The 26,581-nt window shown below is 40.6% G+C and carries 25 protein-coding genes and 1 riboswitch; of the genes, 5 read left to right on the top strand and 20 right to left on the bottom strand.

The genetic code is table 11. The features are described 5' to 3' along the window. The first annotated feature begins 296 nt into the window (after positions 1-296). Complete coding sequence (locus ACTFWY_RS12375) at positions 297-1,778, top strand: helix-turn-helix domain-containing protein (protein WP_439926982.1); 1,482 nt, start codon at positions 297-299, stop codon at positions 1,776-1,778. A 457-nt stretch (positions 1,779-2,235) separates the two neighbouring features. Further along, positions 2,236-3,123 (top strand): Rgg/GadR/MutR family transcriptional regulator, encoded by an 888-nt coding sequence (locus ACTFWY_RS12370; RefSeq protein WP_423118830.1) that lies wholly within the window; start codon positions 2,236-2,238, stop codon positions 3,121-3,123. 104 nt (positions 3,124-3,227) lie between these two features. Here ACTFWY_RS12370 and ACTFWY_RS12365 read toward each other — a convergent pair whose 3' ends face one another. From ACTFWY_RS12365 to ACTFWY_RS12350, 4 genes are all read right to left on the bottom strand, one after another. After that, a complete protein-coding gene (locus tag ACTFWY_RS12365) occupies positions 3,228-4,412 on the bottom strand; it encodes a glycoside hydrolase family 3 N-terminal domain-containing protein (RefSeq protein ID WP_103299491.1) in 1,185 nt (394 codons plus the stop codon). A 152-nt stretch (positions 4,413-4,564) separates the two neighbouring features. Then, positions 4,565-5,095, bottom strand: a complete 531-nt coding sequence (locus tag ACTFWY_RS12360) for a folate family ECF transporter S component (protein WP_029486579.1) — start codon at positions 5,093-5,095, stop codon at positions 4,565-4,567. A gap of 26 nt (positions 5,096-5,121) precedes the next feature. Then, a riboswitch (THF riboswitch) is annotated at positions 5,122-5,220 on the bottom strand. 183 nt (positions 5,221-5,403) lie between these two features. Beyond that, positions 5,404-5,586: a hypothetical protein gene (locus ACTFWY_RS12355; RefSeq protein ID WP_003125992.1), complete on the bottom strand. Its 183-nt coding sequence runs from the start codon at positions 5,584-5,586 to the stop codon at positions 5,404-5,406. Between the two features lie 20 nt (positions 5,587-5,606). Continuing rightward, a complete protein-coding gene (locus tag ACTFWY_RS12350; protein ID WP_113849489.1) occupies positions 5,607-6,830 on the bottom strand; it encodes an MFS transporter in 1,224 nt (407 codons plus the stop codon). A 258-nt stretch (positions 6,831-7,088) separates the two neighbouring features. Between ACTFWY_RS12350 and ACTFWY_RS12345 the strand changes: the two genes are divergently transcribed. Then, the gene (locus ACTFWY_RS12345; protein ID WP_003125990.1) at positions 7,089-7,745 is read left to right on the top strand and encodes a Crp/Fnr family transcriptional regulator; all 657 of its coding nucleotides are present in this window, start codon (positions 7,089-7,091) and stop codon (positions 7,743-7,745) included. A 68-nt stretch (positions 7,746-7,813) separates the two neighbouring features. Here ACTFWY_RS12345 and ACTFWY_RS12340 read toward each other — a convergent pair whose 3' ends face one another. From ACTFWY_RS12340 to ACTFWY_RS12275, 14 genes are all read right to left on the bottom strand, one after another. Further along, positions 7,814-8,206, bottom strand: coding sequence for an OsmC family protein (locus ACTFWY_RS12340; RefSeq protein WP_060813947.1), 393 nt, complete (start codon positions 8,204-8,206; stop codon positions 7,814-7,816). After that, on the bottom strand, positions 8,196-9,092 hold the full coding sequence (locus ACTFWY_RS12335) for an ATP-binding cassette domain-containing protein (protein WP_103299487.1): 897 nt from the start codon (positions 9,090-9,092) through the stop codon (positions 8,196-8,198). The genes ACTFWY_RS12340 and ACTFWY_RS12335 overlap by 11 nt, the downstream gene beginning before the upstream one ends. Continuing rightward, complete coding sequence (locus ACTFWY_RS12330) at positions 9,089-9,961, bottom strand: ABC transporter ATP-binding protein (protein WP_103299485.1); 873 nt, start codon at positions 9,959-9,961, stop codon at positions 9,089-9,091. Before ACTFWY_RS12330 ends, ACTFWY_RS12335 begins: the two co-directional genes overlap by 4 nt. A 5-nt stretch (positions 9,962-9,966) precedes the next feature. Further along, complete coding sequence (locus tag ACTFWY_RS12325; RefSeq protein WP_003125985.1) at positions 9,967-10,797, bottom strand: ABC transporter permease; 831 nt, start codon at positions 10,795-10,797, stop codon at positions 9,967-9,969. 11 nt (positions 10,798-10,808) lie between these two features. Continuing rightward, a complete protein-coding gene (locus tag ACTFWY_RS12320; RefSeq protein ID WP_439926979.1) occupies positions 10,809-11,756 on the bottom strand; it encodes an ABC transporter permease in 948 nt (315 codons plus the stop codon). Positions 11,757-12,066: 310 nt separating this feature from the next. Next, on the bottom strand, positions 12,067-13,647 hold the full coding sequence (locus ACTFWY_RS12315) for an ABC transporter substrate-binding protein (RefSeq protein ID WP_423118832.1): 1,581 nt from the start codon (positions 13,645-13,647) through the stop codon (positions 12,067-12,069). Positions 13,648-13,662: 15 nt separating this feature from the next. After that, positions 13,663-14,478 (bottom strand): MetQ/NlpA family ABC transporter substrate-binding protein, encoded by an 816-nt coding sequence (locus tag ACTFWY_RS12310; protein WP_103299481.1) that lies wholly within the window; start codon positions 14,476-14,478, stop codon positions 13,663-13,665. Between the two features lie 266 nt (positions 14,479-14,744). Next, complete coding sequence (locus tag ACTFWY_RS12305) at positions 14,745-15,836, bottom strand: aminotransferase class I/II-fold pyridoxal phosphate-dependent enzyme (RefSeq protein ID WP_081131476.1); 1,092 nt, start codon at positions 15,834-15,836, stop codon at positions 14,745-14,747. A gap of 321 nt (positions 15,837-16,157) precedes the next feature. Further along, entirely contained in the window at positions 16,158-17,111 is a 954-nt protein-coding gene (locus ACTFWY_RS12300; RefSeq protein WP_170081274.1) for a homoserine O-succinyltransferase, read from the bottom strand. A gap of 572 nt (positions 17,112-17,683) precedes the next feature. Next, positions 17,684-18,454 carry a C39 family peptidase gene (locus ACTFWY_RS12295; protein WP_373368121.1) on the bottom strand — a complete coding sequence of 257 codons (771 nt, stop codon included), beginning with the start codon at positions 18,452-18,454 and terminating at the stop codon, positions 17,684-17,686. A gap of 214 nt (positions 18,455-18,668) precedes the next feature. Next, positions 18,669-19,283: a hypothetical protein gene (locus ACTFWY_RS12290; protein ID WP_003125974.1), complete on the bottom strand. Its 615-nt coding sequence runs from the start codon at positions 19,281-19,283 to the stop codon at positions 18,669-18,671. Between the two features lie 253 nt (positions 19,284-19,536). Further along, positions 19,537-20,439: a 16S rRNA (adenine(1518)-N(6)/adenine(1519)-N(6))-dimethyltransferase RsmA gene (gene rsmA, locus ACTFWY_RS12285; protein ID WP_423118833.1), complete on the bottom strand. Its 903-nt coding sequence runs from the start codon at positions 20,437-20,439 to the stop codon at positions 19,537-19,539. Next, positions 20,436-21,011: a ribonuclease M5 gene (rnmV, locus tag ACTFWY_RS12280; RefSeq protein ID WP_005470883.1), complete on the bottom strand. Its 576-nt coding sequence runs from the start codon at positions 21,009-21,011 to the stop codon at positions 20,436-20,438. The genes rsmA and rnmV overlap by 4 nt, the downstream gene beginning before the upstream one ends. Further along, a complete protein-coding gene (locus ACTFWY_RS12275) occupies positions 21,001-21,774 on the bottom strand; it encodes a TatD family hydrolase (RefSeq protein WP_423118834.1) in 774 nt (257 codons plus the stop codon). Before ACTFWY_RS12275 ends, rnmV begins: the two co-directional genes overlap by 11 nt. Positions 21,775-21,961: 187 nt before the next feature. Here ACTFWY_RS12275 and ACTFWY_RS12270 point away from each other — a divergent pair, with 187 nt between their 5' ends. After that, positions 21,962-22,642: a hypothetical protein gene (locus tag ACTFWY_RS12270; protein WP_252711473.1), complete on the top strand. Its 681-nt coding sequence runs from the start codon at positions 21,962-21,964 to the stop codon at positions 22,640-22,642. 360 nt (positions 22,643-23,002) lie between these two features. Further along, complete coding sequence (locus ACTFWY_RS12265; RefSeq protein ID WP_005470881.1) at positions 23,003-23,863, top strand: metallophosphoesterase; 861 nt, start codon at positions 23,003-23,005, stop codon at positions 23,861-23,863. Between the two features lie 66 nt (positions 23,864-23,929). On the opposite strand, the gene ACTFWY_RS12260 is transcribed toward ACTFWY_RS12265, so the two are convergent. Further along, positions 23,930-25,687 (bottom strand): metal ABC transporter solute-binding protein, Zn/Mn family, encoded by a 1,758-nt coding sequence (locus tag ACTFWY_RS12260; protein WP_081131482.1) that lies wholly within the window; start codon positions 25,685-25,687, stop codon positions 23,930-23,932. Position 25,688: 1 nt separating this feature from the next. Then, a complete protein-coding gene (locus ACTFWY_RS12255) occupies positions 25,689-26,411 on the bottom strand; it encodes a metal ABC transporter ATP-binding protein (RefSeq protein ID WP_439926976.1) in 723 nt (240 codons plus the stop codon). Positions 26,412-26,581: the final 170 nt, after the last annotated feature.

Below are 26,581 nucleotides of genomic sequence, written 5' to 3'. Positions count from 1 at the left end.
AAAAATCTTCTTATATCGTTCGTTTATTAATTACGTACATATATTTAAAGACCGAATAATTATTCTATAGTGATTCTTTTACTCTAAAAAAACGCATAAAAAAAAGAGAAAATCTGCTATTTTTGAATAGCGATTTTCTTCACATAAAATCCAATGATAATTTTACACCGAGATTATTTAATTACACAACACGACAAAAGAAGAACTTTTTTAATCAAAAATTGGCATCTCAAACTTACATTTTTGATTTATTATTAAATAATATTTATGATAATATTTTTAAAAGGAGGATGATTATGTTTGAAGATCTGTTACTCACCAATCATGCAAAGAAAAAATTAGCAATTTTGACTTATTTAAATGAGAATACCAATCAACCAATCAATATCAGTAAAATCGCCGAGCATCTGGGCTTGTCTTATCACGGGATAGCACCACTCATAGAGGAAATGCAACAAGAGTTTTCAACGCTTTACCAAGTTTCGTTATGTGAAAAAGGTTTCAAGGTTCGTTCATTAGAAGAACCACTTTCCTATTCACTTTATCAGAAGTATTTGATTCAGGAAAGCCTTGCTTTCCAACTTCTACTTACATCGATCATGAACCCGGAAATGACCATCAATGATTTTTCAACTGTTCATTTTGTCAGTCATTCAACGATCACCCGGGCACTTAAACCACTGAAGACTTATTTATTGGGAAAAGAAATCCATTTGAATGTTTCTCAGTTGAAACTGACTGGAAATGAAATCAATATCCGTTCATTTTACGTTCAAATTTTAACTTATCTAGAGAACTCACCATTAGAAGCGGATTACTTAACGGACTTCAGTGATCAAACGGTTTTGATCAACGAATTAGCATTACAAAAGTTTTCTCCTGTTAACCAACGACTGATCTTAGTCATTTTATTTGTATCCAAACTTCGATTCGAACAAGGCTATTTGCTTAACCCAATCAATGGTTTTGAAAAATTATTTTCAGAGATGAACCATCCCCTAGAAAATTATTTTACGGCATTTATGACTGACGAAAAACAAGTAACTTATCAGATCAATTATGTCAAAGGAATGCTGTTCTTTCTAGTCCGTTTCGCTGAGCCAACACCAGAAAGAGCTGCTCTACTTTGTGATTTCTATGAACAGATCAAAGAAGATGATCCTATTTTTCATGAGTTTATGGCTGATTTTAGTCACGTATTATTACCGGAAATCGTTGGGATCCCTTTTGATGAAGAAGTATTTTCTGAAATTCAAAAAGATAGCTTCATTATTCTGTATATTTTTTATGCAAACAATGGCCTATTGATTGATTTTTGGTCTCAAAATGAGTTGAATCTATCCTTTCAAAAGAAAGGATTTACAAATCTACAGAAAAAGATTCGTCCATTTTTGACAAAATACACTCGACGTGTTGGTTATGAATGGCTCAAAAAAGCCAAATCGCTAGTCCTAGACTATCTGACTTTTTTCATATATCCGTTTTATCAACAGCATCATTTACAAAAATTACAGGTGGGAATCATTCCTTCATTGAATTTATCAGCCATTCAGCAAATCAGTTTTTTATTAGATCAAATTCAATTTGTTGACTATGATATCGTAAGAAACCACGAAAAAGACTTTGACTATTACATCGTTCCAGCAAATAGATTGTTGCCAGCAATTGAGTATCCTGCTTATGTCATGGAAGAAACTGAGACTCTAAAAGAGTTGTCGCCATTATTTGACGCTTTATGGGAGGAATATCTGACAATCAACGACTTTTCGATAAACTAAAAAACCAGTGGCTTCCTTTTTGGAATGCCACTGGTTTTCTGTCTATCATTCTTGATTTAAACATAGGAAAAAGCAGAAATCGCTGTTTTCCTGCTTTTTCCTACTTCAAGTTCCTGTTTCCTCCTAAGATCGACAGCCTGGAATGCCTGCTAAGCAGGACTTTGGGGAGAGGTCAACGACCTTGGAGGAGCAAATAGTAAATTATTACTAGAAACCACCTATTTTTGCGTTACTGAAATCTGATGTTGATCAGATTTACTGAACGAACTTTTAGCGTAAGAAAGAAAAAATGTTGATCATATTTTCAACAACTTCCCATGGAAACCCAAATAATTGAAACATTTTCTTTTCCTCCTTTAATTGACTTTCCTTCAGTTTAATTGGAAAATAGTACTATAGTTGATTTGGACTATTTTTTCGTCCACCTATTTTCTAGGTGCATTTAGGAGGTGCTTTTTTGGAAGCCAATCTATTACTGAAAAAGTTACGTACTGAACGTAATCTTTCCCAAAGAAAGTTAGCAGCCGATATATCTGAGCGGAGCACGTTAGCTACTTTTGAACAAAAAGGTCATCGAATTGCTTTTGATATTCTTTACAAATACCTTGATCGCTTGAATGTGACTCTCGAAGAATTTGAGTATCATTTGACAAACAATCAATTAAATGAAAAGAAGCAACTCTCGAAACAATTTCACAATGCTTATTACCAACATGATTATGATCAGCTAGCAATCTTGATTGACGAGTCAAAAACAACCTACCAAGAAACACAAGACTTTTTCTACTATCTTCTTTATAGCCAGTACTATTTGATCCTAAAGAAAAAGGGTTTTCTACATACCATCGATGAAACAGAAAAAATCGAGGCAGCGATAAAGAGCTACCTCGACAAAATAGAAACCTGGGGAAAATTTGAGATTACCATATTTGCAAATCTAATGTTTCTTTTCACGGACGAATATATTTTGTTTCAAATCGAGCAACTAAACAAGCAGGAATTTTATAATAATTTGCTTAGTCTCAATTATCATATTTATTCTAAGTTGTTGACTAACGCTGCCTTTCTTTTCATTGACCGCAATCAGATCGATCATCTTAAACAAATTTTGTTTTATATGACCAAAAATATTCCATTGGATAACGACCGGATTCGATTGATGATCCGCTATTTCGAAGGGATCATCGCGATCTTCCATGGTGAAATCGAAACTGGAAAACAAACAATCACAAAAGCAATTGAGATCCTACACTTTTTAGGTCAATCTGCCTACGCTGCTGAACTATCAGAATTAGCAACCAAAGTCCTTTTGACAGTGGCACCATCTGAAGAACCTTTTTTATAATGTTGCTGCCGGAAAAATCTGTATAGGATAAAAAAACGATCTGAAAGTCTTCTTTCTGCGCCAATACTTGTTAGCAGAAAAAAGTGTCTTTCAGATCGTTTTCTTTAATTGATTAATCCAATGGAAGCTTTCCATTCAAGTACTCGTTTGACGGAAGCATCGATGGCTGCTTCCGGATAATTACCACTTCTGACAGCATCCACAATCACTGGGATCTGTTGCTGATAGGTAGATGACATCACTAAATCGTTCCCTGCTTCTAATGCTCTCAGCCCTGCTTCTGATTGAGAAATAAAGTCAGCTAGACCCGCCATATCCATGTCATCCGTCATGATTACTCCTTTGAACCCCAGCTGCTTCCTCAATAATTCATGGACAGGCTTCGAGATAGAGGCTGGTGCGCTGTCATCAATACTTGTGACAATATTATGTGAGACTAAAATACTGTCAGCTCCTGCTTTGATCCCGGCTTCAAAAGGTAAGAAATCATTCGTTTCCAACTCTTCTAACGGACGATCATCGGTAACGATCTCTACATGTGAATCACGGTTATTGCCGTAACCCGGAAAATGCTTCAATGTCGAACCAATCCGATTCTCTTTTAAAACGGCAATGTTTCTACGAACAAATTCACTGGTTCCTGCTGCATCTAAACCTATGGTCCGATCATAGATAAATGAATTAGGGTCAGTGGATACATCGGCGACCGGAAACAGACCGGTAGAAATGCCATATTCGTGGAAAATAGCTGCCTTTTGAGCAGTATCTTCTTCAATTGCTTGCCAGCCCCCTTGTTGGTAAAGTTGCTGAGGGGATAAAAATGGTGTTTGTACCAATGCAGGGTTGCGACTGATTCGAGTGACAGTTCCCCCTTCTTCGTCCATTCCGATCAGCAAAGGTATGGAACTGGCTTGCTGATAATCAGCAATCTTTTGCTTCAACGTCTCAGCTGTCTCATTCTCCGTATCACGTCCGAATAAGACATAGCCGCCTAAATGATAGGTTTGTATATCTTCGACTTGATTGATTTCAGGCACTCGTACAAAAAATAGTTGCCCGACTTTTTCTTCTAGACTCATTTGGTCAATCCGCTTATCAATCGTCGTTTCCTCCTCAGTTGATTGTTCGGGAATACTCGACTCGGTACTTAGAGAACTTGTTGACGTTGTTTGTGAAGCGTTTGTCGGTTCTTCCCCATTTGACTGTTGGTCCATCAGCCACTTCATTCCTCCTATAATGAGCAACAGAAGCAAAATAAAGCCACCCATAAGGATTCCTTTTTTATTCATAAATTCCTCCAGTTCATCAATTCCTCGTCTTATTTTACATCAGCCTATTTTAGCATGCCTTTTAAGGTAAAAAAAGCGAACACGACACACTCAAGTGTACTGTTCGCTTTAATGGATGTTTGTTTTTTATTCTTTTTTTGTTGCTAAAATGATTAGGTAAAACGCCGAGTCAAGCGTTTATAGGGCACTGCGCGCCCAACAAAGTAGATCAAAACTGTCTGAATAGGAAACATGATAACAGCTTTCATCAATCGAGCCGACCAAATTGCCCAGCTTGTTAATGGAATATTCAGCATCATTGCCAACCAGATCGGTGTCAAAATCAATGTGATCAGAAGGGTATTCAGCAAGACCACTGTTGCTGCCCGTTTCCAAGTTACTTCCTTTCTATAAAAAAAGTAACCGTAGATCAACCCACCTACGAATGCATTGATCGTAAATCCGAAGAAATAAGCGGATTTAGGGAATAAAATCATTCCTGCTATATCAGCGACCGAAGCCCCTACAGCAGTCCAGAATGGCCCAAAAAGCATCCCCATAATCAACTCAGGAACAAAAGTGAAGGTGAGTTTCAAATAGGCTGTTTCAAACCCCAAGATTTGCGACAAGACCACCATCAGGGCAATCAAAAGCCCCATGACCGCGATCATGTGTGCGTCGACTTTTCTTTTCATAACGAGCATCTCCTTTTAGAGCTGCTACAAATTCATGCAGCGAATGCGAAAATAAAACCGCGAACGAATCGTTCTTCGTCCAAAAGGCAACATCCCATCCTTTCGGCACTTAACGCTTTATTTCCTACTCTGATTTATTTAGGTATCTCTACCCAGACAAACTATAGCACAGATTCTAGTGGTCTTCAATTTTAGTCCCTTTAATGACAGCTGTTTTTTAAGAATCGTTCGTTTTTTTTGCCGTATCTTGGGCAAAAATTAAGGCAGAGCAGTAGTGGAACCCAATACTACTGCTCTGCCACTTTGATTAACGTTGATCAGCCAATGATATTATCGTTGATCAACACACGCTTGATGTTTTTCAATTCGTGAGCAATCTCAACTTGCTCGATCGTCAAACGTTGATTTACTTCTTCCATCGAATGGATTTCTTTGTTCAATTCATTGACATTGTTTACCAAATTTTTCAGTGCTTCTAAAATCAATTGATTGCTGTCCATTATTCCTACACTCCTTGTCTTTAGTCTTCTCTCGAACGTTCTGAAATAGCGGCGCTTTCGACGACTTTTTTGGTTTTATAAAAGAATTTGTACAGTACAATAACAACGACTGGAATCACTCCGCAAATGATATAGATTTGAGAATAATTAAACATCCCGTTTAAGCTACCTAATGCATAAGGACCGACACCTAATCCTAAGTCTAGACCAATGAAATAAGTAGAAAGTGCAACACCGATCCGATGAGAATCGACTTCTTTTAGACATACGGCTTGTCCATTAGACATGAATGTACCATAGCCAAGTCCAACAAAACAGCCAGAAATCAACAGCATCAAGCTATTGCCAGTAATACTCAACAAGAACAATCCTAATGTCAAGAAGATAAAACTTGGATACATCACTGCATCTGCACCACGACGATCAAACAAGCGACCTGTCATTGGTCGAGTGAAGGTTACGGATAATGCATAAACAACAAAGAAGAATGCGCCTGCGGTTTCTAGGCCAAGATTTCCAGCATAGATAGAAAGGAAACCTAATACACTGGAATAAGACAACCCAATCAAAAAGGCCAGACCTGAAATAAACAAGACTTTTGGCTCAACAAAACTGCTGAATGACCATTTCTTTAGTTCTGCTCGGTGTTCTGGTGTTAAGGAAATATTTTTCACTGGGAAAGCGAAACAAGCAATGGCTGTTACTATCGAAAGAGCAGTTGCTAATAGGATAATAAAATCAAAACCAAAAGAGGGTAACAGCAGCATTCCGATAAATGGACCGACAGCAGCTGCTAAACTCGTGCTTAATCCATAGTAGTTGATTCCTTCTCCATGTTTTGAAGAGGGGATGTACGCTGTAACAATTGCATTTGCCGCTGTAGACACTGCTCCATAGGCGAAACCATTCAAGAAACGGACACCATCCAAAATCATGATATTCGATGAAATCAAATAAGCCGCCGTAGTTATGACATAAAAAATCATTCCCCAACGTAAGATGGCTTTTCGTCCAACTAGCTCCAATACCTTACCAATATACAAGCGGGCAATCAATGTTCCTATAATATAGATCCCTGCTGCAAACCCAGCTTGTGCAGCGGAAGCCCCTAATTCTTGCGTAGCAAACTTTGCCGTGATGACGACAAAACAATAATAGACCAGAAAAACAATAAAATTAATCAATGTAATAGTAATAAAACCTTTGTTCCATAGTTTTTCTGTTTGTTGCTCCTGTTCTGACATGTCGTGTTTTGCTCCTTTTTTATTGTTTCTTTGTTTCATCATCCTCTTTCTCAGATGACAGGTCTAACTATACCTGATATTTCAAGAGCGCAAATTCGCTTTTGTTGCTGAAAAAACGCAAAAACATAATACATTAACATTTGTTATTGCTTTTTGAGTTAGAATGTTCTTTAATTAAAAAAGAATATTCACCCAGATTTGGCGAATGTGACTGTTCATTGAAAAGGAAACACTATAGGAATAAGAGGAGTGCTTTGTTTGGTAAAACAGCTATTAATGGACTATTTAGAACAAAATAATATTCCAGTAGTCATACGTAAAAAAAGAAGTTATTTGACGTATGAAGGAATCCCTGATCGTTATGTCTATATTTTGAAAAAAGGGATCATCAAGACAAGTGTCGTCACTCATGAGGGGCGTGAATTCAATTTGCGCTATATGAATGATTTCGATATTGTTTCTCTTTTTAAAGATGAATCTTCACAAGAAGTCGAAGCGCCCTTCAATGTGCGTGTCGAGTCAGAAGAAGCCGAATTATATAAGATCGTGCGCGATCAATTCTGGACAGATGTCAATCAAAATCGGGCGTTACAAGATTATGTCAAAGAGTACTATCGCAAAAATCTAATGTACTCCATGAAAAAAATGCAGCAAATGCTGATGAATGGCAAATTTGGTGCGGTCTGTACACAATTGAATGAATTATACGAAACCTTTGGGGTACCAGTGGGTGAAGGAACCTTGATTGATTTTGAGGTAACCAATGAGGAAATCGCCCGCTTTTGCGGTATCACTTCAGCAAGTAGTGTCAATCGAATGATGCAGCGGTTGAGAGAAAGCGGTGCTATCAAAACTCAAGACCGGAAACTATTGGTTTTAGATATCGGGTCAATTCGCGAAAATATTATTTATTAAAAAAGGCAGCTAGTCGAATTTCTTTTGACTAGCTGCCTTTTTGTTTAACGTGTTTTGTGTTGTTTGAATTAAATGAAATGAACTGTTTCTGCTACCGTGATCGTTGGATCTAATGATTGGATGACTGGACAATTCGGAGAAACGAGTTTGAGACAGCGAATGGCTTTTTCTTGATATTCCGCTGAAATCCGCGCATAAAAATCGATCTGGATCGAAGAGATCGGCTCTGCTTTCTTCGTAGAATCTCTCGTATAACTGACTTCGATTTTTTCAATCTCAGCAGGCACATGAGAATTTTCCAAAACAGAAGTATACACATAACCGCCACAAGCTGCGGCTGCAGTTACAAGCATCTGAACCGGTGAGTATCCTAGTTCTCGAGCCAAGACCCAGTTGCCATTTTGCTGTGGTAATTCTAATTTATCTTTTCCTTGAACCAGTGTTAAGGTTTCAACTGTCATTTTTTTCTCTCCTTACATAATGTTCTTTTTCTACTTCTATCCATTCAAAAAGAGGACTTAAAGTGATCGTTTCTTGGATGTCTTTCTGATCCATTGCTGCTCGAGCCAGAATTGGATCAGCGATTGGTGCTGCTGCCAATAGTTTCTTTGTATAAGGATGCTGAGGGCTTTCAAAGAGTCGTTTTGTTGGCGCCAATTCAACCAATTTTCCTTGATACATGACTGCGGTGCGGTCACTGATATGACGGATCACGGATAAATCATGGGAAATAAATAAATAGGACAATGAAAATTCTTTTTGCAGCTTTAGAAGTAATTGAATGATCTGCGCTTGAATCGACACATCTAATGCAGAAGTTGGTTCATCACACAAGACAAAGGCTGGTCGATTAACGACTGCTCGAGCAATCCCGATCCGTTGACGTTGTCCACCACTGAAATTCCGAGGAAATTTATGGATGTCCTCTCCTTTGATTCCAACGATCGCAAGTATCTCTTTAGCCTTTGCTCGTGCAGCGTCTTTCGTTTCTTTCAGTAAAGGCTCCATCACTAACTCCAAAGCAGTCATTCGTGGATTCAACGCAGAATAAGGATCTTGAAAAATTACTTGCATCTGCTGATAGCGTTTCTTTTGTTCCTCTGGTGACAAACTTGCCAGCTCTTGTCCCTCAAAAAAAACTTTGCCTGCAGATAAAGTTTCCAGATTCAAAATACTACGGCCTAATGTTGTTTTACCACTGCCTGATTCTCCTACAAGGCCTAGAGTTTCGCCCCGATGGATCGTCAAACTAACATTCTCTACTGCGCGCACTTCTGTCACTACCCCACGCCAGTTTTTGCTTCGAAACGTTTTGCTGGCCTCTTCGACTCGTATCAATTCCTTCAATTGCTTGCCCCTCCTTCCCAAACACGATGCGTCTCAGAGATTTCCCGAACGTGTAACACATCAGGAAGTTCTTCCTGATAGTCAAAGACAACTGTTTCTTCTTTATCCCCTAAGTGGGCGGCCTCGAGCAGTTGCTTCGTATAGAGATGCTGAGGTTGATAGAAAATTTCTTCAGTAGTCCCTTCCTCTACCACTCTTCCTTGGTACATCACCTTGATAAAATCACACATGCCAGCGACAACCCCAAAATCATGGGTCACCAGAACGACCGAAAGGTTCTCTGCTCGCTGCAATTGCTTGATCAATGCCAAGATCTGAGCTTGAATCGTTACATCTAATGCAGTCGTTGGTTCATCTGCAATCAGCAACTTCGGCTGTGCCAACAGTGCCATAGCGATCATGACCCGCTGCCGCATCCCCCCTGATAATTCATGGGGATACTGCTTCATCCGCTGTTCAGGAAGGGGGATCCCTACCTTGTTCAACTCCGCAATGGCAATTGTTTGCGCAGCTTTTTTTGACATCTTCTGATGTCTGCGAATGACTTCAATCAAGTGATACCCAATGGTTCGCAAAGGGTTCAATGATGTCATTGGATCTTGAAAAATCATGGCTAGCGGTAATTTGCTGCGATCAACAACTGGTTTGCCTTCAAAAACAAACGAGTCAAAGGAGTCGGAGATATTTTCTGGTAAGATCCCCATCACGCTTTTCATCGTCATACTCTTGCCACTGCCTGATTCACCGACGATCCCCACGACTTGTCCTTTAGGAATGACTAGGTCGATTTCTTTCAGCAGCTGCTGATCTCCTTGTTTTCTATGAAAAAACACATTTAAGTTTTTCACCGTCAGTAATGGCTCTGTCATGCTTGCTACACCTCCCGCTGCAAGACACGTTTGATCATGTCCCCCAGATTATTAAATGAATAGATGGTAAAAATCACGAATAAGCCGGGCAGAATTGCCATATAAGGGGCTCGTTGCAAACTGCTTTGGGCATTTTGCAGCAAACTCCCCCAAGAAGCCATTGGCTGTTGGATTCCCATTCCCAAAAAACTCAACGCAGATTCTGTCATGATCGCTCCTGAGATGCTGGCAGAAGCTGCCACGATCAGCGTAGGTAAAACTGCTGGAAAAATATGGCGGAAAATAATACTAAAGGATGTCCGACCAATAAACTTACCATAGACAACATATTCTCTTTCTTTCGCAGCAAGTGTTTCTCCCCGAATCAGACGAGCGATATTCATCCACGAAAAGCCGCCAATCACAATAATGATCGTCGTCAATCCCGGACGCAGAAAGACACTTAAAACAATCACTAATACCAACCAAGGAATGGAAGACAAGACATCAACAAGACGCATCAAAAGACTGTCCACCCAACCGCCAAAGTATCCAGCAGCTAAACCGACCATCGTGCCGATCAATGTCGCTGTAATCATCGCTAGTACTCCCACTAATAACGAGACCCGACCGCCGTAGACAACTCGAATGAAATAGTCTCGTCCAACTTCATCCGTTCCGAACAGATGGGCCCAGCTAGGTGCTTGGGACATATTGCTGACATCCGTCGCATTCGGATCGATTGGAATCAAAGGTGCCGCTAATGACAACAAAATCAGCAACGTCAAAAAGATAAAAGAAAAGGCGTAAACTGGAGAAGAGAAAATCGCCTTTCTGATTTTCTTCAATCGTTTCATGAACGATTCCCTCATTTACGTATTCTTGGATCAACAATCGAATAAAGAACATCCGCCAATAGATTGCCTAAAATAACTAAGGTCGCTGACAGCAACATGATTGCCATGATCACGGGATAGTCCAAACTTTTCGTAGCACTCATCAAATAAGGACCGACCCCTGGCCAGCCATAGATGGTTTCTGTAATGATTGCTCCTGTGACCAGCATTGGCAGTGCCAAACCAATTTGCGTCACGATCGGGATCAACACATTGCGACTGATATGACGGCTAAAAATCTGCCATTTCGTAGCGTGAAATGCCTGCTGTACAACGACATAATCTTCTGATACTTGTTGCGTAGCTGAGGCGCGAATGTACCGAGTTAATTCTGGGAAAAAAGCGACCGTCAGTGTTGCATAAGGTAAAATAAAATGTTGCAGAAAATCGTTGAAATCTCCTTCTTTTCCAACAGTATACATCCCAATGATAGAAAACAGATTCAGCCGATACCCAAAAAGATAAATCAAAATCATTGCAAACCAGAATGTAGGCACCGCGATTCCTAAAGAAGCGATACCGTCGATCAGACGATCCCATACTTTTCCCTTGTTTGCTGCCGCCAACAGTCCGAGTAAAATTGCTAACAACAATGCAGTCAGATACGCTGGCAGAACCAGTCGAATCGTATTAGGGATTCTGACCGCTAATTCTTGTGCGATACTGTTCTGGGATACTAATGAAAATCCCAAGTTCCCTGTAAGGATGTTTTTGATCCATAGAAAGTATTGCACTAGAAATGGTTGATCCAATCCATAGCGTTGCCGCAACAGATCAATTTGCTCTTGTGTCATATTTGGCGTTGTGATTGAATCGATCACATCATAAGGTGCGATATGAATCAGTGAAAAAACGATGAATGAAATAACGAATAGCAGAGGAATAGCCTGCAATACTCGCTTCATAATATATCGGAACATAGTTTCCCTTCTTTCTCTCAAAAAAAATCATGACAGAAGGCAGCTAGACAGATAACAAATCGCATGCACCAGAGGAGCAAGAACCTAAGTATTTCATCCAACTGATATCCGAAGAAACTTGAGATGGCTCCTGTCATACAAGAGCGGTTGTACCTTCAGCGTCTACCTCTATCTCAACCATTTCAGGCATTTTCATCTGGATGTTACTTAGGGCACAGCCCAACTTCTTGGTGCAGATCCGCCAACTTTAAAGAAGGCGAATCCGTCTATGTTTTCCGTCTTTCTTTGACTTCTGTCACAACCATTCATGTTACTTGATCGTCAATTTTGACATATCTTCAAATGTGTAGATTGGAATCAAGCCAGCTTCTTCGACATTGGCAATGCGATTGTTGACGGCTAAAATCTTTTTATTATCTACGATAGGATAGATTCGAGCATCATCGGCAATGGCTTGTTGCAGCTGGTCATATAACTCTTTCCGTTTTGTTTCATCTAACTCGACCGCTGCTTTAGCAAACAAATTATCGGTAGTTTTGTTCTGTGTTTGGAAATAATTTGAGCTGCCATCCGTTTTGAAAAGCATACCATAAAGATCTGGGTCATTTCCCATGATATAACCGCCTAAAAATAAATTGTATTTTGTCGAACCGGCTTTTTTCAATTCTGTAAAGATCGCTGTTCCATCGCCGCCTTCCAATGAAACGTTGATACCTGCTTGCTGTAATTGTTGTTGAATCAATGTTGCCTGAATCGTTTGTGCAGGATCCGTTGAAGTAAATGCTAGATTCAGTTGGAGATTGGATACACCCGCTTCTTGCAAAAGTTCTTTGGCTTTTTCCACATTTGTTTCATATTTTTCCACGTCTTCGGTCGCGTAAGGATTGTTCGGTGGCAAGAAAGAATATGGCGTATCATAATATTCATCACTCAAATACGCTGCCTGATTCATTTCATTTTTGTTCAAAGCATAAAGAACCGCTTGTCTTACTTTGACATCTTTGAGGGCATCAGAATGAGTATTCAATCCTAGATAACCAACCCGATTTTCAGTATACGGATATACTGAGATCATTGATTCATCCAAATCTTCAATATCAGAAGGCAAGACAACTGCCGCATCTACTTCGCCTTTTTGTAAAGCGACTTTAGCCGTATCAGTACTTTCAATGATCCGCAACGTCACATTTTTGATTGCTGCTTCGCCGCCGTAATAGTTTTCATTGGCTTCAAAAGTAAAATATTCGCCGCGCTTGTATTCCTTTAATTTGTAAGGCCCTGTTCCTACGGGGGTTTCAGGCAATTCGCTAACAGAAAAATCAGTCACATCTTTATAAATATGTTCAGGAATGATATACGTTTCAGTTGCGATATTATTTAATGCCGCTGCACTTGCAGAAGGTAACACAAACTTCACTGTATAATCATCAACTTTTTCAATGCTGACCGGTTTTCCATCTACCCATAACGCATCTGCATTGCCGTTTTCTTTTTTCACTTTTTGTTCATAAGTAAAAACAACATCCTCTGCGGTAAAGGCTTCGCCATCTGACCATTTCACATCTTTTTTCAAATGAACCGTCAAGGACAAGCCATCCTCAGCTGGCTCAACGGAATCTGCTAGTGCATTTTGGGTTGTTCCATCCGCTTCAACAATCACTAAAGGAGAATAGATCATGTTGGTGACAGTCAGCCCCCAACGGTCACTCGTATTGATTGGATTCGTTGACGTTGGATCACCGCTGATCGCATATGTGAACGTTTCTTTATCTCCTGCTTGAGTTGAAGTTTTTGTTGTTGAATCTTGTGTACTGGATGAGGAGCACGCAGCTAAGAATAAACCTATACTGATAATCGCTGTCCCAATCAATCCTTTTTTCCAATTTTTCATCGTTCTCCTACTTTCTTACCATACAGGTATACTTGATTTTTTTGTTACTTTATCAATAATTTCTTTGACTTCATCTGTTTGATAATACTCAATGATCGTCTGATACGTCTGATTTTCTTTTTCCTCCGCTCGGGCCGCGATCACATTGTAATAAGGTTTGGACGAATCTGCGACAGGCTCTAAGAAAATCGCATCTTCTGTTGGCACAAATCCGGCATCAACAGCCATCCCATTGTTAATCAATGAAATATCGACATCCGTTATTGCTCGCGCGGTCTGATTGGCATCCAGCAACTTGAACGTCAGCTGCTTCGGGTTATCGGTGATATCATTCGTCGTTGGCAGCAGACCTTTTGATTGATCCAATGTGATCACCCCGGCCGTCTGCAGCAACAATAATGCGCGGCTCTCATTTGAAACGTCATTTGGTAACGCGACAGTAGCACCATCAGCCAATTCAGCAATGTCTTTGATTTTGTCTGAATAAATCCCCAGTGGATTGAGTGTGGTATAAGCAATCGTTGTATTGGAATATCCGCTTTCCTGATTGACATTATCCATAAAAATCTCTGTCAAGGCTGCGTGCAGATCAATCGAACCGTCCTCTAGTGCCAGGATGGGCTGACGATAATCAGTAAATTTAACGAGCTGTAGATTGATTTGCTCTTTTTCCAACAATTGTTCCTGAACATATTCCCAAGCTTCATTTTGCTCTCCAACAACCCCAAGCTTTACTGTAGTTGCCTCTGAGGCAGGTTTGCTGCAGCCTGCCAAAGCAAAAACCAATACGCCTAAAAATACGCTAACCCATTTTTTCCAACTTATTTTCATTTTTTTCTTCCCCTTTTTCCCCCTTTGAGCGAAGCCTACAGAAGCAACGATCCCTTTCTTGTGATTGTCGCAAATAGACGCAATGACTGGATAGAATACTTAGTACTTAACTACAACTTTACATTTCCTGCTGTAGTCAGTTGATCATCGGACTAACTATTCATATGTAGTGTAACTTTATCTTATACACCAAAAACTGTCAATAAAGAAACTCTAGTAAAGACTTGCGCTATATCTTTCTATAGTACTCGCAAAAAGGGGTTTTTTTAGATGTAAGACAATGCCTGCGTAAGATCCGCAATCAAGTCCTGACTATTCTCGATCCCAATAGAGAGCCGCAAGAGATCCGGCGTCAAACCATAGGACTCCCGTAACTCTTTAGGGATATCTGCATGTGTCTGCGTCGTAGGATAAGTGATGAGACTTTCAACTCCGCCCAAACTTTCAGCAAATGTAAAAATTGAGAGTTCCTTCAAAAATGAACGGACTTTCACTGCCTCCTTTAACCGAAGACTGATCATACCTCCTACACCAGGATACAGTACGTCTTTGATTGCTGGTTGGCGTTTTAAAAACGCAGCGATTTCTTTTGCGTTTTGCTCTTGTCTTTCAAACCGTAACGGCAACGTTTTTAAACTGCGAATGAACAACCAACAGTCGAAGCTGCTTAAAGTTGGGCCAGTGGTATTGGCAAGATAGGTCAAGCGTTCACCAAGGGAGACTTCTTTTGCAATGATCACACCAGCCAAAATATCATTGTGACCTGTCAGGAACTTGGTCCCAGAATGAAGAACGAGGTCTGCGCCTAGTTCCAACGGTTTTTGTCTCAATGGTGTCAAAAAAGTATTGTCAACGATGAGTAAAGCATTGACTTGATGCGCGATCTCGGCGACCGCAGACACATCGATTTCTGTCATCAATGGATTTGTCGGAGTTTCTAAAAAGACCGCCGCAATCGTTGAACTGATTTGTTCTTCAAGTTCGTTTAGCGTATTGAAATAATGAAAATAAGCAATCTGGCGCGCTTGTAACTCTTCAAAAAAACGATAACTACCCCCATATAAATCTCTTGATACGAGAAATTCACTGCCGCTTGGGAAAAGTTCAAAAATCAATGCGATCGCACTCATACCTGAGCTCGTGACGATTCCTCGAGCGCCATTTTCTAAGGTAGCCAGCCCGGATTCTAATAGCTCTCTCGTCGGGTTTTTGGTACGTGTATAATCATAACCGGTACTTTGACCTAATTCAGGATGCGCATAGGTGGTAGAGAGATAGATTGGTGCACTGACAGCTCCCGTCGCTTGATCCGAACGATTGCCTAGTTGTGCTAAAAAAGTCGTCATATCAACAGTCATAATCGTATTTTCCTTTCTTTGTTTAGTGTGCTCGATGAAGAGGGATAAAGCCGTTGTCGCAAGATTCTGACGATAGTAGTGAAACTAGTTGCCTTAACTGCCAAATTGTTCGTTGATGAGTTGAATGAAGCAATCATAGCCTTTTGTGAAACAATGAAGCAAAATGAGCTGTTTTGATCATTCGCTGTGGAAAACCTGACCATTGATGGAGGGTAGCAGTAAATGAGTACAGCAGTCGCTGGTTTAAAACTAGCGGGCTTTTCAGATCAACCTTCTTTGTCTAGCGCTCTTTTGTTTCACTGAAAAAAACATTGACTAAAGTCACTGCCGCCTATGTCCGCCCTCCCATTCATTACCTATATAATAACCAGTACGCGTTGGCAGAATCTGTAAATCATAGGGCGTGCGCTGGTAGGTTTCGTGGATCCAGTTACTGAAAAACAAGGACGCATGCCCTCGCCAGCGATTGATGACCGTTCCTTGCTGGTCGGAAAAATAATTTTTGGGGAGTGCCGTTTTGAGCCCTTTGGCTTTATCTCGCAAATATTCTTCTTTCAACGTTTCTGTATAGTATTCCAAATGCCCTAAAAGAAAACTATTTTTATGGTCATGGGAAACTAAGAGTGCTGGACCGGTCTCTATTCCTGTAACAAGCACATTCAGAGGTGCAAGTTGCAGCTGCGCCTCATTGATCCCCGTATAACGAGAATGGGGCATCATGAAGGAATCATTAAACCCTCGTATCAGCGGATGAGCCTCGATCACTCGCTGTTCAAAAATACCAAAAAGTTTTTGCTTATGAAGCACTTTTTCGATACCATAATGATAGTACAGCCCAGCTTGTGCTCCCCAGCAGATATGCAATACCGATGTGCAATTTGTTTGACTCCAAGCCATGACTTCCTGAAGTTCCTGCCAATAATCAATCATTTCAAAAGGCATTTTTTCGACTGGTGCTCCTGTAATGATCAAGGCATCGAAACGTTCCTCACTGACTGCCTTAAATGCGACATAAAACTTGTCTAGATGAGTCGAGCTAGTATTTTTACTTTCATGTTGCTGCATTTTCAATAATGTTACTTCGATTTGCAAAGGACTTTGGGACAAAAGCTGCAACAATTGATTTTCTGTAGTGATTTTTTGCGGCATCAAGTTGACGATCGCAATTTTCAAAGGGCGAATTTCTTGTTTGATAGCTCGCTCTTGTTGTAAAGCAAAAATGTTGTGCTGCAAAATAGCTGCTGCCGGTAATTCTTTGGGGATGATGATTGGCATCTTCTCACTCCTTTTTCAATCGACTCCTATGAACATTTACTTTTTATTACCTTATCGTTTCTCGTGGTTTCACCTATCATTGCTTCTGAACATGGTTGGTTCAGTGTGACTTGCATGCCATGCTTTGCATGTCAGTCGCAGTGATTCGAGACGTGGTGACTACGTTCCCTTCGGTCCCCTAGTACTGTTCATCATCTGCTCTGCCATGCTTTGCATGTCAGTCGCAGTGATTCACAGCAAAAAGTCGTCCCTTTTATCGTTACAATAACGATAAAAGGGACGACTGACTCGTGTTACCACCCTAATTCGTGCTGCCTTTGCAGGCGTGCACCTCAACAGTACCAATGATACTTGGCGCGTTATCGAGCGCATACCGTCTATTTGGCGTGAACCAAATAAAAACTCAGAGCTCATCTTCAACGCCTGTCTCATGTCTCCTTTTTCACCAACCGGAGTCTCTGTACCTTCAACGTAGCGCTTACTCTTCTCTTCAACGTTTCATCTCTATTTGTAATTTCTAAGAATTATAATCGTTCTTCCATTCAATGTCAATCCGCTTTTAAGACTTTGGCTTATTTCTCTGAAAGATAGAGATATTGTTGATCCATTTGTTCATAGATTTCTTGCAGATCATCTCGTGAAACTTCACGATCCTTGTAGCCATAAGGATCGTTGACATACATTTTGTCTCCATCTATTCCAGTAATAACAACGGAATGGATCAATGTCGTTTCGTAGATCATTCCCGATTGCGTCGGCCACTCAAAAAAATCAGCATTGGTTGGTACTTGCAATTCAAGGGTAGCAATCATCCAGATAGGCGTGCCCTGCTCCAAAACTTCAATAATCTCATCAAAAGATTTGCCTCGACCACTTACCACTTGATAGGATGCCCCTACCATCTGGCTCGCAACTTTGGCGATTGGTTCTACCGCAACCCCCATTGCTCCATCGCCGCCATAAATATTCCCTACAAAACCTTCTCGTGGGTCTCCTCGATGAGTTTCATCTGCGTAAACAGGGACATAGTCTAATTTGGCAGCCAGCTCATTTTTATTTGTATCATATCCGTAGAAATTCAACAGCATGGATAAAGCAGTGACTTCACAGCCATTCCCTAAATATTCTGGATCAAATTGGCTTTCCAATGGTACATCTAATCGAATCACGGGCTCTTCTTTTTCTGCAGTCAGATCCAGTCCTGATATCGAAGTCACCGATTGTGCCGCTTGTTCTTGCTTCTTCACATAAGGAGTTGCTCCAGCTTTATCATAGAAAAGCAAGATAAAGAACAAACTAAAGGTGAGCAGACCTAAAAGCAAACGAATGCTTTTCTTTTTCATCAGTTTACTCCTTTCTTCTTTGACTATTATACCTTGAATGTCAAAGGAACGAAAAGAATTTATGTTTTAGAACCATAATTTAGGAAAACAATGCTTCTCAAAGCGTTGAATCCAATGATTTAGACCATCCCTAAATGAGCATAAAAAGAAGCTAAGAGAACATGGAGAAAGTTCCCTTAGCATTTACCATTACGCTTTGTATTTGTTGTCTAAATCAAGAAAGGACTTGTTTCTTTTTTCCTAGTAATAGTTTTTTTGCGCTTGAAAAGGAACGAATATCGAACTGTTTGCTTAGTGCTCCTGCAACAAAATAGGCTAAATTATAATCTATCAAACTATGGATCAAGCCACCGATACCCATCAAGACAAACAAGAAGTAGTAAAAATTGCCATCAAACGCGGTGCCTGGTACATTGCCGGTAAAATAGAAAACAGCTACAACAAGCATTTCCACAATAGAATGGATAAGGCCAATCACAAGATTAAAGGCTTGAAAACGAGCATTGAATAATGTTGGCTTGCCGTTCTTTAATAAAATACTTGGATTTTTTTGTAAATAAAATGCCCCGATCACGGCAAAAACAACGTGTGACAATGCCCGCAAAGCAATGATCGGCGGTAATGTGATAAAAAAGCCAAATGTGGTACCTAAAGCTACTGCTATCGCCATCCCTGGTGAAAAGAACATCGCCACAAACAATGGCACATGGCTAGCTAAAGTAAAGGAAGCCGGCCCGATGACGATCTTGGGCATCACCATTGGAATAACGATTCCCATACCAATCAAAAGTGCTGCAATCGTTAAATGACGTACTGAATGTTTCTTCATGAATAATTCCTCCTTCAATGTGTCTTGACACATTTATCTCGCTCATTGTAGCTTGAAAACACCAAGGTGTCAAGACACAAAAAACAGGACGATGACCTAAGTATGAACAGACAAAAATACCTGAAGGAGATAAGGTAGCGAATTCTGTTAAAAGTGCCCCTTGAACCAACGATACGGTTGGAATAGGTCCTTTCCCCTTTCCTTCAGATATTCAGTTTGTTGCCTCACTTATGCCACAGCCCCTGCTGTTTCATTATTCATTTATTTCAAGTCCCTTTTTGTGCGCCAGCATTTCATTGCTCAAACGTGCGAATTCTGCTAATGACAATGTCTCTCCGCGACGAGTTGGATCAATTTCACTGGTAGCTAAACTCGCTTTAAGCCATTCTTTCGTTTTTTCATCTTTTCCATAGGAATTCTGCAGGTTATTCCACAACGTTTTCCGTCGTAATTGGAAGGCCGCCTTCGTCAACTTGAAGAATTCTTTTTCATCTGTTACTTCAACCGCAGGAGTTGCACGACGAGTCAGCTTCAAGATTGCGGAATCCACATTTGGTTGGGGCACAAAAACCGTCTTAGGGACAATAAAAGCAAGCTCTGCTTCCATGTAGTATTGGACAGCGATCGATAAAGAGCCATACGCTTTCGTTCCTGGAACAGCTGAAATACGGTCAGCCACTTCTTTTTGCATCATGACAACCATTTCTTGGATTGGTGCCTGTGATTCTAAGAAATGCATCATGATCGGCGTCGTAATATAGTAAGGAAGATTCGCTACGACTTTGATTGGCCGTTCATCGGTAAAAGCTTCTCTGATCATTGTAGACAAGTCTGCTTGTAAAACATCTTGATGAATCACTTGAATGTTCGAATAAGGAGCCAATGTATCTTGTAAAACTGGAATCAAACGGTCATCAATCTCAAAAGCCAGGACTTGACGCGCATGTTTCGCCAATTGCTCGGTCAGAGCGCCGATCCCCGGTCCGACTTCTATCACATTTGTTTGATCATCGATTGCAGCAGTCGCAACGATTTTGCGCAAAATATTAGGTTCAGTCAAGAAATTCTGCCCCAGGCTCTTTTTGAAGGTAAAGCCATGTTTTGCTAATATTTCTTTCGTTCTTGATGGGGTTGCAATATCCCTTTGTTCTTTCACAATTCTTCCTCCACTATCTTCATTGCTTCAGCCAATTCTGTTTCAGTAATACGAAACATGGCAAGACGTTTTTCCAACTGTTTGGCATTCGTATAACCGATTCGTAAAACATCTCCGAGTTTTTCCCGTTTTGCTCGTGCTTGCTCACCAGCAATCAGCCCATAGCTTGCTAAAACTTGACGAGAAATTTTCTCACTCTCGTCTTCATCTTGCTGACTGACTGGCGTGACGACTTTGCGAAGTGCTTCTCTAAGCGCTTCATCACTAGCGTGTTCCACTCCTAAACTGCCCTTTTTCTTTGGTGCAGCTTGGCTTCGAGGCAAAAAGGCATGTTGGGCAGCCGGGACAGCTTCCATTATGATTTTACGAATTTTTTCACCTGAAAAATCAGGGTCTGTAAAAACGATCACGCCACGAGTCTCTTGGGCATGTTCAATTTGACTTAAGATGGTTTCGTCAATCGCTGATCCGATCGTTTCAATCGTATCGACATCAAACACTTCTTGCAATCGGCGCGTATCGTCTTTCCCTTCGACGACAATGATCTCTTCGATTCTCCATCTATCCTTCATAAAGGTTGAACAACTTCTCAGCATTGATATACGTTTGCTTGGCGACTTCCTCAAAAGACATCTGACGCAGTTCCGCGATTTTTTCGACTACATAGCGGGTATACCCTGGTTCATTACGTTTTCCTCGGTAAGGCATTGGCGCAAGATAAGGTGCATCAGTTTCCACTAATAGACGATCGATCGGAACCACTTGCGCAGCTTCTTGGACATCCAACACCTTTTTGAAGGTCACTACACCACTAAATGAAATGTGCATACCTAGATCCAAAAAGCGCTTTGCCCATTCGCCATCACCACTGAAACTATGCATGATGCCGCCGATATCAGTGATTTTTTCTTCTTTTAAAATCTGGTACGTGTCTTCGATCGCTTCTCGGGTATGAATACTGATAGGTAAATGCATCTCTTTAGCGATCGCGATTTGCCGACGAAAGACAGCCGATTGTACCTCTTTTGGATCTTCCATCCAATGATAGTCCAATCCAATTTCTCCTAAAGCTACAACTTTGGGTTGTGTCAGGCGCTCTTGGATGAATGCCTCAATCTCTTTTGTGTAAGATCCCGCTTCTGTTGGATGCCATCCAATGATACTGTATATCCCATCATATTCTTGACTTAATGCCAATGACTTTTCAATCGTAGGTTGATCAAATCCGACAACTGCCATTTTCGTTACTCCTAGCTCGTGAGCTCTGGCAATCGTTTCGGGAATCTCTTCATTAAATTGTTCTGCATTTAAATGCGTATGTGAATCAAAAATCATAAAACTTCCTCCTTGTTTCCTCTATACTCTAGCATATTTTGCGGCTTTAAGAAACGAATCCTTCTTGTTTTTTCATTTGCTAAAGAAAGTTTTCAGCAATCAAGAAAAATCAGCCCAAAGGTGGAGGGAGAAAAAAAGCCAGTCGATTATAATAGACCTATGATCCATCAGATTCGGAGGTGAAAAGATGGAAAAATCAAAACCATTTACAAAATGTACTTTACGGCAACGCTATCACTATTATCGTCAGCAAAATGCTCATCAACAATTTAACGGGGATTTTCAACAAAACTTCCAAAAAGATTTCCCAAGTTTTGCTAACTGGCTTAAATTGCAGCAAAAGCCGATTGCCAAAGATCAAACCGCGACATTTTCTCACTGGTTCTTACTGATTCTATTTAGTTTAGTGACTGTAGCCACATTTACCCAACAGCTCTTATTTCTTTTATTTGTTTTTGTCATTGCAGCACTAGTCAAAGGTCCTGGAATGATTCTCTGGGGAGTTGTCTATTCGTTTCTAGTGACACTCTTTCCTCCTCTTGGTTTGTTGCTTTCAGCGCTTTTCTTTCTGCTCACTCTCAGGCAGTTGACAAGAAACTTGACCTTTATTTTTACAGCCGTGTACTTTTACAGCTACCCTTTCTTGATCACAGCGATTCATCATTTTACAACATTCGATGATCAATGGATCATGATTGCAGCGGTTATTTTTGCCTTGATCAGCGGGCATCTTTTGTTTAAGCGAAATTATCAGTTTGCCTCTAGTAAAGCAGTTGCTTGGCGACTGATCACCACTCCTTATGATTGTTTGACTGCATTGATTCCTTCAAAGAAAGGACGCCGATTACAACGACTGCGAAACAAATGATTTTTGCGGAACCTAAAACTTGATTCCACGCTGACATTGAAACTGATTTGCCAACATTTAAGATCCATGCCTAGTGGAAAAGGACGCGGACATGAACACTTAGACTTCCTACAAAGGGCTTCTGCAATGCAGGAGCCCTTCGCCTATTATTTAAGATGTGCTTGACTGCTGCTCTTGTTATCTAAGCTGGATATTTTCATCGTTAAACAAAAACAATAGAAAAAGAGGATTTGTTTTTTTATATTTTGAAAATCAATAAAAAAAAGGAAAAAATTTTTTACTGAATGTCTTTTGTTTGATTGCTTTTTTGGGGTGAATCTACTATGCTATTAGTTAGCTAAACAAAAAAGGAGACCCGCTATGCTGACCTTCATTTTTATCTTTTCCTTCCTTGTGGGCTTGCTTTTTTACGCCTTTATTATTGAGCCGCGCCGATTAAAACAGCGGCATTATTTGATCAAAAAAGAAAAGCAAACGGTCCTTGATATTTCCAAAGCCTATGATCTTTATCAAAATGAACAGAATGTAGTAGTCGCACATATCAGTGATCTACACTTTTCTCGTTGGTTCAAACCGCAACGCATCAATCGTATCATCCGTTCCACGATCTTAAACAAACCTGATTTGATCATCATCACGGGTGACTTGATCGACAATTACCGTAAGTGGCCTCACCGTTCAACCAGCCGCCTCATTGAAAAGTTAAAGAAATTGAATGCGCCAATGGGGAAAATCGCTGTGTTAGGAAATCATGATCATTTGAATGATGGGCAATATTTTGTGAATGAAGTGTATGAAAACGCCAATTTCACCTTGTTGGACAATGAATCTGTATTTGGCTCTGATGAGAAAACCTCGATGAATATCGTAGGGATCGATAGTGCAAGCAAAAGTGCCCACTACCATTACGAGCCAACATTAGCAGAATGGCAGATTCTCTTGATCCATGAACCTGACTATGTCTCTCGAGTAGACAACATTCGTGACTATGATCTCGTTCTATCCGGTCACAGCCATGGGGGCCAGATTCGTGTGCCCTTTTATCGTGCGAAAACGAAAGGCGCCCTCAAATACACAGATGGTCTCTATCTTTTGGCCGCGAACACACTTCTAAGTGTGTCCAATGGTGTGGGGACCACGGCGATTCCAGCGCGCTTTGCTGTGCCGCCAGAAATCACATACTATCATCTCGTGCCCGCCGAAAAACATGCTGTAGCCTAAAACAAGCTCTTAAGTGATCCTCCTATCTTCATTTGGATAGTTAGGATACTTAAGAGCTTGTTTTCGTTATTGGCGTAATCCGTTATAGATCGTCTCCAAATTCCACTTCATCATCGCATAATAACTATCGCCATCTTGTCCAGGTTCAGCGATGGAGTCTGTAAAGACAGTGCCGTAGATCGGAATACCTGAATCCCGAGACACGCTTTGCATTGGGCGAGTATTAACGCTACTCTCGACAAACAATGAAGGAACTGCCGATGCTTGCAATTGGTCGACTAAATTCTTGATCTGAGCAGGCGTTCCTTCTTCTTCGGTGTTGATTTCCCAGATATAAGCGGATGGCACACCATAGGCCTTCGAAAAGTACTTAAAGGCGCCTTCACTTGTCACGATCAATTTCTTTTCTTCAGGAATTGAAGCAAAATTATCTTTCGCTTGTTGGTCTAATTCGGAAAGCTGCTGCAGATAGTGTTCCAAGTTTTCTTGATAGACCCCCTGATTTGCAGGATCTTTCTTACTCAATTGTTGGGCGATATTTCGCGCATAGATCATCCCATTTTCCAAATTAAGCCATGCATGAGGATCTGCCTTTGTATGATCAGCATCATCCGATAGATACAGGACTTCCACGCCATCACTGACGGCAAAATAATCTTCACCCGCTTTTTTGTTGGCGTTGTTCATTAATTTAGTAAACCAGCCGTTGCCGCCCGTCTCTAAATTCAAGCCATTATAAAATAGAATGTCTGCATCAGTGGCTTTTTGGACATCTTCTGACAGTGGTTCATATTCATGAGGGTCACGCCCTACAGGAACGATGCTGTGGAGATTGATTTTGTCCCCGGCGATGTTTTTGGTCATATCTGCTAAAATCGAATTGGTCACTACAACATTTAATTTGTCATCAACGGTTGCCGCCTGCTCTGCTTGCTGATAAATCAAGAATCCTCCTGCAACAGCGGCAGCAGAAACCATTGCCGTGGTCAGCCAGCGTTTGGCAGGACTCGTTTGTTGTTTTGGTGAAAAGAGAAATCCTAAGACAAACAAAACAGCTGCAGTGAGGACAATGCTTGATCCGGCTGCAATATTAAAGGAATAACCGATAAATAACCCAATCACAGAAGAAGCACCGCCTAGAATCCCTGCAATCACCATCATATGGCTAAGGCGTTTTGTAAATAAATAAGCAGTTGCTGCTGGCGTAACCAGCAAAGCTACAATCAAGATCGTACCGACACTTTGCATCGCAGTAACGGAAACTAATGTCAAAAGCAGCATCAACAAGTAATGATATACCTGTACATTCATTCCAAAAGCTTTTGCCATCATCGGATCAAAAGAAGTGATCAGCAATGGCCGAAAGAAGATCATAATCAGTGCAATGACCAGTAAAGCAATCGCAATCGTGACCCATTTATCCCCCTCTTGGACTGCGAGCACATTTCCGAATAAGATATGAAACAAATCCGTAGAACTGTTAGCTACGCCAATCAAGATAACTCCCAAAGCTAAAAAGGAGCTGAAGGTGATCCCGATCGCCGTATCACTTTTGATCAAACTATTGTTAGAAATATAGGTGATAATGATCGATGCAAGAACACCAAAGAAAATTGCTCCGACAAAAAAGTTCACCCCTAAAATATAGGATAATGCTACTCCGGGAAGTACGGCGTGAGAAATGGCATCTCCCATCAATGACATTCCCCGCAAAATAATAAAACAACCAATCACCCCTGCAACAACACCGATCGCTACGGCGGTGATCAAGGCATTTTGCAGAAAATGGTAATGAACTAATCCATCAATAAACTGACTAATCATCTTAAGCCCCTCCTTTCACGATGATCGTATCGCCGAATGTTTCTTTCAAATTTGTTTCAGTAAAAACAGTCGTCGTCGGACCATATGCGATTAAATGCTGATTCATCATCACTAGTTCATCGAAGTATTCAGTCACTTTGCCTAAATCATGATGAACAATAAAAATTGTCTTTCCTTGTTGGCGAAATTCACGCAGAAGTCCTACAATAATTGCTTCACTCATCGCATCGATTCCTACAAATGGTTCATCTAAAAAAATAAATTCCGCTTCTTGCAGTAATGTGCGAGCGATCAATACTCTTTGGGACTGACCGCCAGATAGTTCGCCGATCTGCCGTTCAGCAAAGTCAGCCATTTGGACAGACTCCAATGCAGCGGCGACTTTCTGCCAATCTTTGGCCGTTATTCGTTGAAACAGAGAAAGCTGCGGATAGAGTCCTAATGACACCACTTCTTTTACTGTAATCGGAAATGTATAATCGACTGCAGTCTTTTGTTCCACGTAGGCTATCTTTTTTTGGAACTTATTGAGTGCCATTCCATTCGATGTGACATGTCCTTCAGAAGGGATCAGCTGCAGTGCAGCTTTGATGAAGGTAGATTTTCCCGCACCATTCGGTCCGATGATCCCTACAATGGCCGGCTTATCAACACAGAAAGATACTCCAGAGACAGCTTGATTTTTCCCATCATAGCTGGCGGAAATTTTTGAAAATGTGATCATAGTTTGCGCTCCTTTACATTTATGTTAAAGTATCGTTTATTTATTTTTTAGGTATGCCTAACTTATTTCCAATTATACCGATTCTCCTGTTGAATGCAAGGGATTTTTTACACAAATAAAATCCAATAAGAAAAAATAAAGTGTCCCTTCAACTTCCTTGCCCCTAGCAG

The sequence above is a fragment of the Enterococcus sp. 125944 genome, assembly GCF_051909435.1.
In the GTDB taxonomy this organism is placed as follows: Bacteria; Bacillota; Bacilli; order Lactobacillales; family Enterococcaceae; genus Enterococcus_D; species Enterococcus_D gallinarum.
The sequence above is the reverse complement of the archived record's forward strand: the minus strand, read 5'-3'. Positions and strand labels throughout refer to the sequence as shown.

Coding starts and splice junctions, on each gene's coding strand:
- ACTFWY_RS12315 (WP_423118832.1), bottom strand. CDS start 13,647: ATGAAAAATTGGAAAAAAGGATTGATTGGGACAGCGATTATCAGTATA.
- ACTFWY_RS12325 (WP_003125985.1), bottom strand. CDS start 10,797: ATGAAACGATTGAAGAAAATCAGAAAGGCGATTTTCTCTTCTCCAGTT.
- ACTFWY_RS12300 (WP_170081274.1), bottom strand. CDS start 17,111: ATGCCAATCATCATCCCCAAAGAATTACCGGCAGCAGCTATTTTGCAG.
- ACTFWY_RS12270 (WP_252711473.1), top strand. CDS start 21,962: ATGGAAAAATCAAAACCATTTACAAAATGTACTTTACGGCAACGCTAT.
- ACTFWY_RS12260 (WP_081131482.1), bottom strand. CDS start 25,687: ATGATTAGTCAGTTTATTGATGGATTAGTTCATTACCATTTTCTGCAA.
- ACTFWY_RS12330 (WP_103299485.1), bottom strand. CDS start 9,961: ATGACAGAGCCATTACTGACGGTGAAAAACTTAAATGTGTTTTTTCAT.
- ACTFWY_RS12275 (WP_423118834.1), bottom strand. CDS start 21,774: ATGATTTTTGATTCACATACGCATTTAAATGCAGAACAATTTAATGAA.
- ACTFWY_RS12305 (WP_081131476.1), bottom strand. CDS start 15,836: ATGACTGTTGATATGACGACTTTTTTAGCACAACTAGGCAATCGTTCG.
- ACTFWY_RS12290 (WP_003125974.1), bottom strand. CDS start 19,283: ATGAAGAAACATTCAGTACGTCATTTAACGATTGCAGCACTTTTGATT.
- ACTFWY_RS12340 (WP_060813947.1), bottom strand. CDS start 8,206: ATGACAGTTGAAACCTTAACACTGGTTCAAGGAAAAGATAAATTAGAA.
- ACTFWY_RS12350 (WP_113849489.1), bottom strand. CDS start 6,830: ATGTCAGAACAGGAGCAACAAACAGAAAAACTATGGAACAAAGGTTTT.
- ACTFWY_RS12355 (WP_003125992.1), bottom strand. CDS start 5,586: ATGGACAGCAATCAATTGATTTTAGAAGCACTGAAAAATTTGGTAAAC.
- ACTFWY_RS12365 (WP_103299491.1), bottom strand. CDS start 4,412: ATGAATAAAAAAGGAATCCTTATGGGTGGCTTTATTTTGCTTCTGTTG.
- ACTFWY_RS12295 (WP_373368121.1), bottom strand. CDS start 18,454: ATGAAAAAGAAAAGCATTCGTTTGCTTTTAGGTCTGCTCACCTTTAGT.
- ACTFWY_RS12320 (WP_439926979.1), bottom strand. CDS start 11,756: ATGTTCCGATATATTATGAAGCGAGTATTGCAGGCTATTCCTCTGCTA.
- ACTFWY_RS12255 (WP_439926976.1), bottom strand. CDS start 26,411: ATGATCACATTTTCAAAAATTTCCGCCAGCTATGATGGGAAAAATCAA.
- ACTFWY_RS12375 (WP_439926982.1), top strand. CDS start 297: ATGTTTGAAGATCTGTTACTCACCAATCATGCAAAGAAAAAATTAGCA.
- ACTFWY_RS12360 (WP_029486579.1), bottom strand. CDS start 5,095: ATGCTCGTTATGAAAAGAAAAGTCGACGCACACATGATCGCGGTCATG.
- ACTFWY_RS12265 (WP_005470881.1), top strand. CDS start 23,003: ATGCTGACCTTCATTTTTATCTTTTCCTTCCTTGTGGGCTTGCTTTTT.
- ACTFWY_RS12310 (WP_103299481.1), bottom strand. CDS start 14,478: ATGAAAATAAGTTGGAAAAAATGGGTTAGCGTATTTTTAGGCGTATTG.
- rnmV (WP_005470883.1), bottom strand. CDS start 21,011: ATGAAGGATAGATGGAGAATCGAAGAGATCATTGTCGTCGAAGGGAAA.